The organism is Enterobacter sp. E1 (assembly GCF_016809815.1).
In the GTDB taxonomy this organism is placed as follows: domain Bacteria; phylum Pseudomonadota; class Gammaproteobacteria; order Enterobacterales; family Enterobacteriaceae; genus Enterobacter; species Enterobacter adelaidei.
The window spans coordinates 211,325-224,269 of record NZ_JAFBJM010000001.1 but is presented as its reverse complement, the minus strand read 5'-3'; the positions used below and the strand labels follow the sequence as shown (position 1 = coordinate 224,269).

Annotated in this window: 14 protein-coding genes; 5 read left to right on the top strand and 9 right to left on the bottom strand. The window is 52.7% G+C overall.

The annotated features are described in order from the left end of the window. The first annotated feature begins 75 nt into the window (after positions 1-75). The gene (locus tag JGF26_RS01135; RefSeq protein WP_134707647.1) at positions 76-867 is read left to right on the top strand and encodes a helix-turn-helix transcriptional regulator; all 792 of its coding nucleotides are present in this window, start codon (positions 76-78) and stop codon (positions 865-867) included. Here JGF26_RS01135 and JGF26_RS01130 read toward each other — a convergent pair. Beyond that, positions 851-1,297: a DUF441 domain-containing protein gene (locus JGF26_RS01130; protein WP_008500737.1), complete on the bottom strand. Its 447-nt coding sequence runs from the start codon at positions 1,295-1,297 to the stop codon at positions 851-853. The genes JGF26_RS01135 and JGF26_RS01130 overlap by 17 nt on opposite strands. 145 nt (positions 1,298-1,442) lie before the next feature. Here JGF26_RS01130 and yoaI point away from each other — a divergent pair, with 145 nt between their 5' ends. Beyond that, the gene (gene yoaI, locus JGF26_RS01125; protein ID WP_010430055.1) at positions 1,443-1,547 is read left to right on the top strand and encodes a small membrane protein YoaI; all 105 of its coding nucleotides are present in this window, start codon (positions 1,443-1,445) and stop codon (positions 1,545-1,547) included. A gap of 21 nt (positions 1,548-1,568) precedes the next feature. Here the strand turns inward: yoaI and JGF26_RS01120 are convergent, their stop codons facing one another. The 3 genes from JGF26_RS01120 to yeaG all read right to left on the bottom strand — a co-directional run bounded on the left by JGF26_RS01120 (position 1,569) and on the right by yeaG (position 5,461). Further along, on the bottom strand, positions 1,569-2,069 hold the full coding sequence (locus JGF26_RS01120; RefSeq protein WP_028018995.1) for a YbaK/prolyl-tRNA synthetase associated domain-containing protein: 501 nt from the start codon (positions 2,067-2,069) through the stop codon (positions 1,569-1,571). A gap of 99 nt (positions 2,070-2,168) precedes the next feature. Beyond that, entirely contained in the window at positions 2,169-3,452 is a 1,284-nt protein-coding gene (locus tag JGF26_RS01115) for a YeaH/YhbH family protein (RefSeq protein WP_028018994.1), read from the bottom strand. Positions 3,453-3,526: 74 nt separating this feature from the next. Further along, complete coding sequence (yeaG, locus tag JGF26_RS01110) at positions 3,527-5,461, bottom strand: protein kinase YeaG (RefSeq protein WP_028018993.1); 1,935 nt, start codon at positions 5,459-5,461, stop codon at positions 3,527-3,529. A 431-nt stretch (positions 5,462-5,892) separates the two neighbouring features. Between yeaG and JGF26_RS01105 the strand changes: the two genes are divergently transcribed. After that, a complete protein-coding gene (locus JGF26_RS01105) occupies positions 5,893-6,639 on the top strand; it encodes a MipA/OmpV family protein (protein WP_028017180.1) in 747 nt (248 codons plus the stop codon). 78 nt (positions 6,640-6,717) lie between these two features. Here the strand turns inward: JGF26_RS01105 and JGF26_RS01100 are convergent, their stop codons facing one another. Both JGF26_RS01100 and gapA read right to left on the bottom strand, forming a co-directional pair. Next, positions 6,718-7,602, bottom strand: coding sequence for a D-hexose-6-phosphate mutarotase (locus JGF26_RS01100; protein ID WP_134707556.1), 885 nt, complete (start codon positions 7,600-7,602; stop codon positions 6,718-6,720). A 75-nt stretch (positions 7,603-7,677) separates the two neighbouring features. After that, complete coding sequence (gene gapA / locus JGF26_RS01095; protein ID WP_014831506.1) at positions 7,678-8,673, bottom strand: glyceraldehyde-3-phosphate dehydrogenase; 996 nt, start codon at positions 8,671-8,673, stop codon at positions 7,678-7,680. A gap of 341 nt (positions 8,674-9,014) precedes the next feature. Here gapA and msrB point away from each other — a divergent pair, with 341 nt between their 5' ends. Continuing rightward, positions 9,015-9,428, top strand: a complete 414-nt coding sequence (gene msrB / locus JGF26_RS01090) for a peptide-methionine (R)-S-oxide reductase MsrB (RefSeq protein ID WP_028017182.1) — start codon at positions 9,015-9,017, stop codon at positions 9,426-9,428. Positions 9,429-9,469: 41 nt separating this feature from the next. Beyond that, positions 9,470-9,748, top strand: a complete 279-nt coding sequence (locus JGF26_RS01085; protein WP_028017183.1) for a YeaC family protein — start codon at positions 9,470-9,472, stop codon at positions 9,746-9,748. Positions 9,749-9,799: 51 nt separating this feature from the next. Here JGF26_RS01085 and JGF26_RS01080 read toward each other — a convergent pair whose 3' ends face one another. The 3 genes from JGF26_RS01080 to ansA all read right to left on the bottom strand — a co-directional run bounded on the left by JGF26_RS01080 (position 9,800) and on the right by ansA (position 12,895). Further along, positions 9,800-11,056, bottom strand: coding sequence for a glycoside hydrolase family 18 protein (locus JGF26_RS01080; protein WP_134707557.1), 1,257 nt, complete (start codon positions 11,054-11,056; stop codon positions 9,800-9,802). A 171-nt stretch (positions 11,057-11,227) separates the two neighbouring features. Beyond that, complete coding sequence (pncA, locus tag JGF26_RS01075; protein ID WP_134707558.1) at positions 11,228-11,869, bottom strand: bifunctional nicotinamidase/pyrazinamidase; 642 nt, start codon at positions 11,867-11,869, stop codon at positions 11,228-11,230. 9 nt (positions 11,870-11,878) lie between these two features. Then, positions 11,879-12,895 (bottom strand): asparaginase, encoded by a 1,017-nt coding sequence (gene ansA / locus JGF26_RS01070; protein ID WP_008500705.1) that lies wholly within the window; start codon positions 12,893-12,895, stop codon positions 11,879-11,881. Positions 12,896-12,945: the final 50 nt, after the last annotated feature.

Below are 12,945 nucleotides of genomic sequence, written 5' to 3'. Positions count from 1 at the left end.
GGCACACAATACCGATTTTCTCAGTGGTTGAAATCAGGCTAAAATGACAGTTTATCGCTAATATCGGACAACATGATGATCGGTCTGGGACTGGATGGCTACGATCCTGATAGCCAGCACGATGCGGCCATCGCGTTCCGCATCCGCGTGGTGGCGGAGGAACAATATATTCCATTGCATCATCACCGTAAGGGACAGCTGATTCTGGCCCTTGGTGGCGCTATCACCTGCGAAGTGGAAAATGCCATGCTGATGGTACCGCCTCAGTATGCTGTCTGGATCCCCGGCCAGATGCCGCACAGTAACAGGGCTACGCCGGGAGCACAGCTCTGCTTTTTATTCATTGAACCCGGTGCTGCCAGTTTGCCCGATCGCTGCTGCACCCTGAAAATCTCTCCCCTGGTACGGGAACTGATTTTATCTCTGGCGGAAAAGTCGCGTGAGCAGCTTCATCTTGCGGCTACGTCACGCCTGGTGGAAGTTCTGTTTGATGAACTGCCGCTGCAGCGTCAGGAGCATTTGCAGTTACCCGTTTCACCTCATCCCAAAATCAGGCTGATGAGTGAGAAGATGGCGGAAGAACCTGCCGCCTGGCAGACGCTGGCACAGTGGGCGAGCCACTTTGCCATGAGCGAACGCAATCTGGCGCGGCTGGTGGTGAAAGAAACCGGTTTAAGCTTTCGCCGCTGGCGTCATCAGCTGCAGCTAATTGTGGCGCTACAGCATTTGATTAGCGGGAAGTCGGTACAGCAGGTGGCACAGACACTGGGCTATGACTCTACCACTGCATTTATCACCATGTTCAGGAAGGGGCTTGGCCAGACACCGGCACGTTATATGGCTAACCTGACTACGACTTCCCAATAAACAGTGAGACCAGCCCCGCTGCAATCAGCGGGCCCACTGGCACGCCGCGAAAAAGCGCTACACCCAGCACGGTTCCCACCAGCAGACCCGCCACCAGCGAGGGCTGACTGCTCATCAGCGTGACGCCACGCCCCCCCAACCACGAGACAAAAATACCGACCGCAATCGCCACCAGCGATTTCCAGTTTACAAACGAGTGCAGCAGCGTTGAGGCAGGCAGCGTACCGCTGGCAATGGGAGCCATCACACCAATGGTAAGGATGATTATCCCGATAGTGAGGCCTTGTTTTTCTATCCACGGGAAAAAGGTGTTTAAGGGCGTCACGCGCACGATGATAAGCACCAGAATCGAGATGGCGACGGTGGTGTTATGGCTGATAAAGCCGAGCGCGGCGAGCGCCAGAAGAATGAGCAGAGTAGGGTCAAACATAGGGAATCCTTGCCAAAAAAATCATCCTGCTTACTTTACGCGGAAAAACGGCGGAGGACAGTTTTTAAAAGATCTCATCACTGTCATAACCTTGTCATTTACGCGGATTAAAACGAAGACAGAAATCGCAAAAGGGGTCGCTATCATGAACGATCACATGTTTGTTGAGACGCTAATTATCTCATCGTCGTTTTTCGCAATTGCCGTTATTCTCGTTGCCTCTGTTCTGTTTCTGGAAAGAAAAGGCTGACAGAAATGCCAGCCTGTGTGATTAGGCCTTATGGAACGTCACAAGCTCAGGACGGGCGATACGCAGATAATCCTGGGTATCCATAATCACAGATTTATCCAGCAGACCGGCGTTGAACGCGATCTCGTCAAAACGCTCGAACAGCAGCGGGTCGGCAACCAGCGTCAGATCGGGATGGAAGCTGAAAGGCGGGATAGCGCCGAAAACGCAGGCGGTCAGAGTATCAACTTCGGCCGGGCTGGCGAGCGACGCTTTTAATCCGCCAAAATGGCTGGCAAGCTGGCTCAGGTCGGCCTGCAGATCGGCGGCCAGGATCGCCAGAACGTGTTTTTTTACACCGTTTCCCTTCACTTTGCAGACCAGAGCTTTAGCGCCTTGCCTGAGATCGGTCCCGCGAATTTCACTCACCGCCTCACATTTCCCCACCGCCTCGTGCTCCATGACGCGAAACCGCGCGCCCTGCTCGGTGAGTAAAGCGATCAGCTGCTGGTGAGTCCCTGTCCCAATAACGTCATCAGACATAACGATTTTCCCGGTGATAATTCAGTATGCAGTTTTCTACATTAGCACGGGATGAACGGGGTCGAAAGAAAACAGCCAGCGAATTCGCTGGCTGTAGGGTCAGGCATTGCTGGTTGCAGATTGCTTGTGGAACAGCTCCCTGAACACCGGATAGATGTCATCCTGGTCACGGATATGCTGCATGGCAAAGTTATCGAACATAGATTGCAGATGTTCATATTCCCGCCACAGGGTCTGGTGCGCACGACGGGTAATTTCGATATAGCTGTAGTAACGCACGACGGGCAGAATTTTCTTCGCCAGAATTTCATGACACAGCGGCGAGTCATCTGCCCAGTTATCGCCATCCGAGGCCTGCGCGGCATAAATGTTCCACTGCGCCGGGTCGTAACGCTCTTTTACCACTTCATCCATTAGCTTCAGTGCGCTTGATACAATGGTTCCCCCGGTCTCCTGGGAGTAGAAGAACTCATGCTCATCCACCTCTTTGGCCTGCGTGTGGTGGCGAATATAGACCACCTCCACGTTCTTATAGGTTCTGCTCAGGAACAGGTAGAGCAGAATATAAAAACGCTTCGCCATATCTTTGGTGGCCTGGTCCATTGAACCGGAGACGTCCATCAGACAGAACATCACGGCCTGGCTGGACGGCTCCGGACGTTTTTCGTAGTTCTTGTAGCGCAGGTCGAAGGTGTCGATAAACGGCACCCGATCGATCTTCGCCCTCAACTCAGCAATCTCTTTACGCAGGCGCTCCTCTTCCAGCAGTTGTGCCGGTTCCGTGTTTTCCACGACTTTCAGGTTGCTTTCGAGTTCGCGCAGTTCGCGACGTTTACCTGCCGTCATGGCCGTGCGTCGCGCCAGTGAATTCTGCAATGAACGCACGACGCTGATATTGGCGGGTACGCCATTGGCGGTATAGCCCGCGCGATGGGTTTTGTACTCGTTAAGCTGACGATGCTGATTCTTTCTCAGATTCGGTAGCGCCAGATCCTCAAACAGCAGGTCGAGATATTCATCTTTCGAAATCTGGAAGACAAACTCGTCCTGACCTTCACCATCCTGGCTGGCCTGTCCCTGACCGCTTCCTGAACCACCGCCGCCGCCCTGAGGACGCTCAATTCTGTCGTTCTGAACGAAGTGGTCATTACCTGGGTGAACGCGATGGCGCAGTCCGCCACGCCCCTGATGAAACATCGGTTCGCTGATGTCATCGGTAGGGATGGAGACAGATTCGCCGCTGTCGACGTCAGTCACCGAGCGTTTGTTGATGGCCTCGGAGATAGACTGTTTAATTTGCGCTTTATAACGGCGCAAGAAGCGCTGGCGGTTCACCGTGCTCTTGTTTTTGCCGTTAAGACGCCGGTCAATAAACCAGGTCATATACCCCCCGTACTGCATTTGCCAACTTGCATTTTGTAGGCCCGGTAAGCGCGAGTGCCTACCGGGCACTTGTTTTAAGACGATTTACGCACACGCAGATACCATTCGCAGAGCAGGCGAACCTGCTTGCGGGTGTAGCCTTTTTCCATCATACGGTCGACAAAGTCGTCGTGCTTTTTCTGCTCATCGGTTGAGGTTTTGGCGTTAAACGAAATAACCGGCAACAGCTCTTCGGTATTGGAGAACATTTTCTTCTCAATAACCGTGCGCAGTTTTTCGTAGCTGGTCCAGTTCGGGTTACGTCCGCTGTTATGCGCTCTGGCGCGCAGCACGAAGTTCACAATCTCGTTGCGGAAGTCTTTCGGGTTGCTGATCCCGGCAGGCTTCTCGATTTTTTCCAGCTCTGCGTTCAGGGATTCACGGTCAAACAACTGGCCGGTATCCGGGTCGCGGTACTCCTGATCCTGGATCCAGAAGTCAGCATAGGTGACATAACGGTCGAAAATGTTCTGCCCGTATTCTGAATAGGATTCCAGGTAGGCCGTCTGGATCTCTTTGCCAATGAACTCGGCGTATTTCGGGATCAGGTAGCCTTTCAGGAACTCAAGGTAGCGTTCAGCCTGTTCCTGCGGGAACTGCTCACGTTCGATTTGCTGTTCCAGTACATAGAACAGATGAACCGGGTTGGCGGCCACTTCCGCATGATCGAAGTTAAAGACGCGGGAGAGGATCTTAAACGCGAAACGCGTAGACAGACCGTTCATCCCTTCGTCGACCCCGGCGTAATCACGGTATTCCTGATACGACTTCGCTTTCGGGTCGGTGTCTTTCAGGCTTTCACCATCGTAAACGCGCATTTTCGAGTAGATGCTGGAGTTTTCTGGCTCTTTCAGGCGCGACAGGATGGAGAAGCGTGAGAGGGTCTCCAGAGTACCGGGCGCGCAAGGGGCATGTACCAGCTCACTGTGGTTAAGCAGTTTCTCGTAAATTTTGATCTCTTCAGAGATCCGCAGGCAATAAGGCACTTTGACGATATAAACACGGTCAAGGAACGCCTCATTATTTTTGTTGTTACGGAAGGTCACCCATTCTGATTCGTTTGAGTGTGCCAGAATGATGCCGTTAAACGGCAGGGCGGAGATACCTTCCGTCCCGTTGTAGTTCCCTTCCTGGGTGGCCGTCAGCAGAGGATGCAGCACTTTAATCGGTGCTTTAAACATCTCTACGAATTCCATGATCCCCTGGTTTGACCGGCACAGTGCGCCAGAATAGCCATAGGCATCCGGATCGTTTTGCGCAAAGTTTTCCAGCTTACGAATATCGACTTTCCCCACCAGGGCTGAGATGTCCTGGTTGTTCTCATCGCCGGGTTCCGTTTTGGCGATGGCAATCTGTTCCAGAATGGATGGCCACACTTTCACCACGCGGAATTTGGTAATGTCGCCACCAAACTCATGCAGACGTTTTGCCGCCCACGGCGACATAATAGTGCCAAGATAACGACGCGGGATGCCAAATTCTTTATCCAGAATTTGCGCATCTTCCTGCGGGTTAAACAGACACAGCGGATGGTCATTTACCGGGCTGCGTTCTCCGTTCGCACTCAGCACATAAATAGGGACGCGCTGCATCAGTGATTTCAGGCGTTCAGCCAGAGATGATTTACCACCCCCCACTGGACCCAGTAAATAGAGGATCTGTTTCTTCTCTTCCAGACCCTGGGCGGCATGCTTCAGATACGAGACAATCTGTTCGATGGCATCTTCCATACCATAGAACTCTTCAAACGCCGGATATCGGGCGACCACCCGATTCGAAAAGAGACGGGAAAGCCGGGGTTCCAGGGCAGTATCAACCATGTTTGGCTCACCAATAGCCATTAATAGCCGTTCTGCCGCATTGGCATAGGCACTGCGATCTTGCCGACAGATGGTAAGAAACTCCTGCAGTGTGAACTCTTCGTCCTTGGCAGCTTCATAGCGCTGGCGATAGTGATCGAATATATTCATGGCATGCCGTCCTTTCGTTTTTTAGCACAGGATAAGAGCCGTTCGTATGAGTAGTGGAGGCTCCCGGAAGAGAATCTCTCGCACCTCACTGCCAGAGCAGCAACCTGTGTGCCAGGTCAGACGCTAAGAACCGCAGGGTGTTCAGGAAAACTCTTCTTAAATTAAAGCGTAGATGGCATTTGCAAAACTTGCATGCCGATAAAATCTAATTTCAATGACATATCAATAACTCATCCAAAAATTTCCATTGCCGATATAAGTCATAAGGGCATTCTTCACCTGGTGGTCATATAAATGAAAACGGCCTGTCATCTGAAAAATGAAAAATAACGGGTTAATCAAAGTGATTAGCAGGCAAAAAATTTGGGGAAGTACGGGTCTGGCGGTTACACTTCACCCGCTGATTATTTGACTACAGGAAAGAATGGATTGTGACCAAACTCAAACTTCTGGCATTAGGCGTACTCGCCGTAACCGCAGTTAGCACCGCACAGGCGGAAAGTCAGTGGACGGTTGGGGCGGGCGTTGGCGTCATTAACAGCCCATACAAACAGTATGACCGTGATCTTTACCCCGTTCCGGTTGTCACCTATGAAGGCGATAATTTCTGGTTCCGCGGTCTGGGCGGCGGCTATTATCTGTGGAACGATACGGCCGATAAGCTCTCCATCATGGCCTACTACGATCCGACGCACTTCAAACCAGGTGACAGTGACAGTCACGCCTTGCGTCAGCTCGACAAGCGTAAGAGCACCATGATGGCCGGTCTCTCTTATGTGCATAACACCCAGTATGGCTTCCTGCGTACCGCGCTGGCGGGAGATACACTGGATAACAGCAACGGCTTTATCTGGGATCTGGCGTGGCTTTATCGCTACACCAACGGTGCGCTGACCCTGACGCCAGGTATTGGTGTGCAGTACAACAGTGAGAACTACAACGACTACTACTATGGCGTTTCTAAAAACGAGTCCCGTCGTAGCGGTCTGAAAAGCTACAGCGCAGATGATGGTTGGGATCCGTACCTGGAGCTGACCGCGAGCTACAACTTCCTCGGTGACTGGAACGTATACGGTACTGGTCGTTACGAGCGTCTGAGCGACGAAGTGAAAGATAGCCCAATGGTCGACAAGTCCTGGGCGGGCATTTTCTCTGTTGGTGTGACCTACAAGTTCTGATTGTGCATTAATACGGTGCAGTCAGTGCATCAAAACGGGGCGCAAGCGCCCCGTTTGCTTTATCGTGGTGCAACCAGATTAACGCTTAACAATGCGAATGGTTTGCCCTAAACGAGATGGTTTTTCTTCGCTGGCTTTCTGCGGTGTCGTCACGCAAGCCGTTTCTACGCAGACGAAGGTTTTGTAACCATCGTCAGGTACGTCTGCCATGCTAACAGAAAGTGCCGGACCTGGGTTCCAGCCCACCACGTCGCTGTGATGGTGGTGAACCACTTCAATTCCGCGGTTCAGGGCTCCGTCGTGGATCACGCTGCACGCTTCCGGATGCTGATATACGCGGTCGGTACGATCAGGGAACGTTTGTATCCCGTCGCTGAGCTTGCCTTCTTTGGCGTTGTCCACTTTGTCGATAAAGGTATCGCCAAGACCGCTCACCTTCACTGCGTTGATATCACCCACGTTGAAATAGGTGTGCAGGGCAGAGGTGGTTTCGAACTCGCCATGGGCTTCCAGTTCAATTTCACAGGTTTTAGCCAGCTTAAAGCGGGCGTAAAGGGTGAAATCGTGCGGCCAGAGGGCGCGGGTTTCATCATTAGCCTGCAGCTCAAAGGTCAGCACTGCGCCGTTGTCATCTTCATTATGCGCTTTCAGCGTCCACTGCTGGTTACGGGCAAAACCGTGAGAAGGCAAACCCGGTTGCGTGGACGGGCCGAACCACGGCCAGCAGATCGGCACGCCACCTCGGATCGCGGCCCCTTTTTTGAAAGAGGTTGCATCACTCAGCCACAAACCTTCAACTTCTCCTTCAGGTTTCCAGGAGAGGAGGTGGGCGCCGTTCAGCGCTACGGAGGCTTTTACGCGCGGATGGTCAACGACGATAATATCGGCACCGTCGATCTGACGGCGGGAGAGCACAGGGGTAAGTTGTTCGACTACCGGAAGTGCAAAAATTTTATTAATCATTACGCAATCCTCTGTCTTTAAAGCAATAAAAAAGGCGACCGTAGTCGCCTTTTTGGATCAAGCACTCATCTCAACTTATTTGGAGATGTGAGCGATCAGGTCCAGTACTTTGTTAGAGTAGCCGGTTTCGTTGTCGTACCAGGATACCAGTTTAACGAAGTTGTCGTTCAGTGCGATACCAGCTTTAGCATCGAACACAGAAGTGCACACTTCGCCGTTGAAATCGGTAGATACAACGTCGTCTTCGGTGTAGCCCAGAACGCCTTTCATTGCGCCTTCGGAAGCAGCTTTGATTGCTTTCTTAATTTCTTCATAAGAAGCAGCTTTTTCCAGACGAACGGTCAGGTCAACAACGGATACGTTAGGAGTTGGAACGCGGAACGCCATACCAGTCAGTTTGCCATTCAGTTCTGGCAGTACTTTACCTACAGCTTTAGCAGCACCGGTAGAGGATGGGATGATGTTCTGAGCCGCGCCACGGCCGCCACGCCAGTCTTTGTGAGACGGGCCATCAACGGTTTTCTGAGTAGCGGTGGTCGCGTGAACAGTAGTCATCAGACCTTCGATGATGCCGAAGTTGTCGTTGATAACTTTAGCCAGCGGTGCCAGGCAGTTGGTGGTGCAGGATGCGTTAGACACGATATCCTGGCCAGCGTAAGTTTCGAAGTTTGCACCACGAACGAACATTGGGGTGTTGTCTTTGGAAGGACCAGTCAGAACAACTTTCTTCGCACCCGCGGTAATGTGTTTACGCGCAGTTTCGTCGGTCAGGAAGATACCGGTTGCTTCAGCAACAACGTCAACACCGATTTCGTTCCATTTCAGGTTAGCTGGGTCTTTCTCAGCAGTAACGCGGATGGTTTTGCCGTTAACAACCAGGTGGCCGTCTTTCACTTCAACGGTGCCGTCGAAACGACCGTGAGTTGAGTCGTACTTCAGCATGTACGCCATGTATTCAGCGTCCAGGAGATCGTTGATACCAACGATTTCGATGTCAGAACGTTTCTGAGCAGCACGGAAAACAATACGGCCGATACGGCCAAAACCGTTGATACCTACTTTGATAGTCATATATTCCACCAGCTATTTGTTAGTGAATAAAAGGTTGCCTGTAAAATTACAAAAACCTTACGCAGCGTCAAGCGGAATCGTGTCAATCATTGCGACAAATCAATCCTGTGACTAACGTTTGTGCGACTGACTCGCCTCACTTTCCCTTTGAGCTTGCAACCAAATGGGGGCTGCGCCCGGGATTTTAAAGTCCTCACAGGATAAAAATGTGAACAAGATCACAATTGCCTGACCGCTTTTTCGCGACACATAAGTTTAGAACAAAAGTGCACGCAAGGGTGTTAATGTTTTGTTAGAATCCGGGTTAAAAGATGTCTGTTTCTACAGCGAGATGTAAGCATATGTCGAACCAACGTAACCCTGACGATTTGAAAAAAAACCTCACAGAAATGCAGTTTTACGTGACCCAGAATCACGGAACAGAACCGCCATTCACCGGGCGTTTACTGCACAACAAACGAGACGGCGTCTACCACTGTCTGGTCTGCGATGCCCCACTGTTCAATTCCCAAACGAAATTTGATTCCGGCTGCGGCTGGCCGAGCTTTTATGAGCCGGTAAGCGATGACGCAATCCGCTATCTGACAGATTCCTCACACGGCATGGTGCGCACCGAAATTCGTTGTGGAAACTGCGACGCGCACCTTGGTCATGTCTTCCCGGATGGCCCTCAGCCAACGGGTGAACGTTTCTGTGTGAACTCAGCCTCTATGAGCTTTACCGATGACGAAAACGGCGACCAGATCAAAGGTTGAAAAAACGATTCAGCAAATTATTCCTTTGAAAAGGAGAGATCGTGAATATTGATGACATGATTAACGGTATGACGCCGGAAATTTATCAGCGTCTGGTTACCGCCGTAGAACTGGGAAAATGGCCTGATGGCGTTGCGCTTACCCCGGATCAAAAAGAGAACAGTTTGCAACTGGTGATGTTGTGGCAGGCGCGCAATAACACGGATGCGCAGCACATGACTATCGACACCCAGGGTCAGATGGTGATGAAGAGTAAGCGCGAATTGAAAGAAGACTTTGGTATCACGCCGAAGCCGATTGCGACAATGAAAATGCAATAACGGTGCGCCTCACGCAACCCTCTCCCACCGGGAGAGGGCTTGATTGACTCACTACTTGTGTGGGATCCCGAGCGACTCCGCCAGCTGTTTCGCTAGCAGGTTTTCGTCGTCAGCCCCGTACTCCCAGAACATCGCCCCGGCGAGACCTTTCTCTTTGATGTAGTCCGCTTTGATTGCAACGGAACGCGGGTTCTCATAGGAAATCGCAAACAGCGCGTTGCCATCGGCACCCTTCACCGAAAGCCACGGCACTTTCGCCTGATCGTCCCAGTGCTCGGTAAAACGCTTCTGCGGATCGTTCAACAGCTTCTTCACGATATCGTTGTACTTCACGTAAGTATCTTTGGTCAGGTCGTAGCCGAGAGACTTAAATAACCCGATCTCCTGAGTCCCAAAGTACGGCTGGGTGACAGGATTTTTTTGCGCATCCGGTTTGCTCCAGTCAATACCCGGTTCAACAGAGCGTTTCGGCACGCGGCCATAGAAGCCGATCCCAAGGTTCATTTGCTGTGGCTTTAACCCGGCGGCAAGATAGTTGTTCACCACAAAATCGACGCTGTACTTGTCTGCGGCAGCCACCGTCGGCCAGGCGCTGGAATCATACAGATTGGCGTTGAAGTACTGTGTACCGTACGCCATGTCATAGGTCATCAGGTTGATGTAGTCGAGCAGGGGAGCGATGGCTTTGACATCCACCCAGTTTTTCGGACTTTCCGCATTGGCGCCTACCGCGATGGTAACCAGCTTTTTGTGCCCGAAGGCATTGCGCATCTCTTTCAGCAGGGCGGTGAAATTATCCCTGTCGGCAGGCGTACTGGCAACCAGCCCCCAGGCGCCGTTGACCGGATACTCCCAGTCGAGATCGATCCCGTCCAGACCGTATTTGTCGACAATCTCCTGTGCGGAGCGGATAAATACCGCGCGCGTTTCTTTGGTTGCCGCGGCGCCGGAGAAGCCACGCGCCCCCCAGCCGCCAACGGAGAGTAGCACTTTAAGGTTTGGATTTTGTTTTCGCAGGGCAGGGATCAGGGCCAGATCGGAAGCAACTTTTGGCGATAGCCAGATCTGATGCAATTTCGCCGGATCTTTCAGCGCGGCGTTGGTTTCGTCTTTTTCGTCGTTATAGACCAGACCGAACGAGTAGTTGAGGTGGGTGATCTGGCGAACGTCCAGTTTATTGATATCACCACCCGGTCCGGCGGTGACATCGCCACCCCCGTTAAAGTAGCCCACGGACATCAGGGGTGCGGCGGAAGCAAGTGACGCGCAAAGCAAGGGTAATGCTGCCAGCAAGGGCAAACGTTTCATACAAGTTCCTCTTTGACTTAATAAAATTAACCACGCCACGGAAAAGGCGTGGCGAAAAAACAACCTGAGGAGAATAGCATTGCCGCTTCGCTGAGGATGCGAGGGAGTTCACTTTATGGACGATCGGAGGGGGGATTGCCGGATGGCGCAACCGCCACCCGGCTAAAAGGACTACGCCTGCGTTTCCAGCCAGTCTTCGAGCGTATACAGCGTCGCGCCTTCAGCGGCCATATCCATAAACGCCTGGGCGCTGTCCTGTGGTTGAATGTTCACCCCTCGGCAGCCGTCGGTGATGATGCTGACGGTATAACCTAACTGGAGGGCGTCCAGTACGGTAAACTTCACGCAGTAATCCGTTGCCAGACCCAGCACGATCAGCTCCGTGATTTCGTGGTGACGTAACCACCCGTCCAGCGCTGTTTTCTGGCGATGCCCGTTATCGAAAAACGCGCTATAGCTGTCGATAGCCGAGTTTTCCCCTTTATGGAACACCGCGTCGATGGCCTTCTGATTCAGGAGCGGATGCAACGCCGCACCTTCCGTCTGCTGCACGCAGTGATCCGGCCAGAAGGTTTGCGCCAGGCCGTCAAGTTCACCCTGGCTGAACGGCTCTACGTTGTGCTGACTGGCAAAACTACCGTGATTCGCCGGGTGCCAGTCCTGGCTTGCGAGAACCGCTTCACCGCGAGCTTTGCACCAGTCAATCAGCGTATTTGCCACGTCAACGGTGCTGTCACCTTCGGCGACGGCCAGCGCACCGCCCGCGCAGAAATCATTTTGCAAATCGACCAGTAGCAGGGCGCGTTGCTTCATGAGCACTCCTTATTCGTCCGGGGTCAGTTCGCCGCGCAGGTTTTGCATCATCGCGCTGCGAATGGACTGAATGTCCAGATCCTGACTCAGTAAATAGTGAAGTTTAGTCAGCGTTGCCTCAACGGTCATATCGAAGCCGCTGATCACCCCAGCATGCGCCAGCGCGTTACCGGTGGCATAGCCGCCCATGTTGACCTTTCCGGACATACACTGGGTCAGGTTCACGACCACAATTCCGCGTTCGCTCGCTTCCTGCAACTCTTTCAGGAACTCGCCGTTCTGCGGCGCATTGCCCACGCCATAGGAGCGTAAAATTAGCGCTTTTACTGGCTGACGCAGGAAGTTGCGCACCACGTCGGCGGAGATTCCCGGGTAAATGGTGACCACGCCAATCGGTTGCGGAGTAATCGGATGCACAATCAGCTCGCCGGCGGTGTTCGGTGCCGGAGGCGTTCCCAGACGACGGATATGAATACCGGCTTCCAGCAGCGGCTGCAGGTTAGGGGAGGCGAAGGCGTCAAATCCGTCGGCGTGGGCTTTAGTTGTGCGGTTGCCGCGATACAGACGGTTATTAAAGAACAGCGACACTTCGTTAATCGGGTAATTCGCCGCCACGTACAGGGAGTTAAGCAGGTTGATCTGCCCGTCAGAGCGAAGCTCCGCCAGCGGGATTTGCGACCCGGTGACGATAACCGGCTTGCTCAGGTTCTCCAGCATGAAGGAGAGCGCCGAGGCGGTGAACGCCATGGTGTCAGTGCCGTGCAGGATCACGAAACCGTCGTACTGGTCGTAATGGGCTTTAATGTCATCCGCGATGTGCTGCCAGTCTTCCGGCGTCATGTCGGAGGAGTCCATCAGCGGCTCGTATTCGTGGATAGTAAAGTCAGGCATTTCCGGACGGTGGAATTCTGGCATCAACGCAAGCTGACGCTGAAGGTGGCCGGAGACAGGGATATAGCCGTTTTCAGAGCGCTGCATACCGATGGTACCGCCAGTGTAGGCTACATAAATCGATTTCTTCTGCATGGTAGTGAGTTCTTGTTCTTCAAAAGAAAAAAATCCCCTCTTCGCAGGAA

Excerpts from the sequence above, each read along its gene's own strand:
- JGF26_RS01135 (WP_134707647.1), top strand. The coding sequence starts at position 76 with ATGATCGGTCTGGGACTGGATGGCTACGATCCTGATAGCCAGCACGAT.
- JGF26_RS01130 (WP_008500737.1), bottom strand. The coding sequence starts at position 1,297 with ATGTTTGACCCTACTCTGCTCATTCTTCTGGCGCTCGCCGCGCTCGGC.
- yoaI (WP_010430055.1), top strand. The coding sequence starts at position 1,443 with ATGAACGATCACATGTTTGTTGAGACGCTAATTATCTCATCGTCGTTT.
- JGF26_RS01120 (WP_028018995.1), bottom strand. The coding sequence starts at position 2,069 with ATGTCTGATGACGTTATTGGGACAGGGACTCACCAGCAGCTGATCGCT.
- JGF26_RS01115 (WP_028018994.1), bottom strand. The coding sequence starts at position 3,452 with ATGACCTGGTTTATTGACCGGCGTCTTAACGGCAAAAACAAGAGCACG.
- yeaG (WP_028018993.1), bottom strand. The coding sequence starts at position 5,461 with ATGAATATATTCGATCACTATCGCCAGCGCTATGAAGCTGCCAAGGAC.
- JGF26_RS01100 (WP_134707556.1), bottom strand. The coding sequence starts at position 7,602 with ATGATTAATAAAATTTTTGCACTTCCGGTAGTCGAACAACTTACCCCT.
- gapA (WP_014831506.1), bottom strand. The coding sequence starts at position 8,673 with ATGACTATCAAAGTAGGTATCAACGGTTTTGGCCGTATCGGCCGTATT.
- msrB (WP_028017182.1), top strand. The coding sequence starts at position 9,015 with ATGTCGAACCAACGTAACCCTGACGATTTGAAAAAAAACCTCACAGAA.
- JGF26_RS01080 (WP_134707557.1), bottom strand. The coding sequence starts at position 11,056 with ATGAAACGTTTGCCCTTGCTGGCAGCATTACCCTTGCTTTGCGCGTCA.
- pncA (WP_134707558.1), bottom strand. The coding sequence starts at position 11,869 with ATGAAGCAACGCGCCCTGCTACTGGTCGATTTGCAAAATGATTTCTGC.
- ansA (WP_008500705.1), bottom strand. The coding sequence starts at position 12,895 with ATGCAGAAGAAATCGATTTATGTAGCCTACACTGGCGGTACCATCGGT.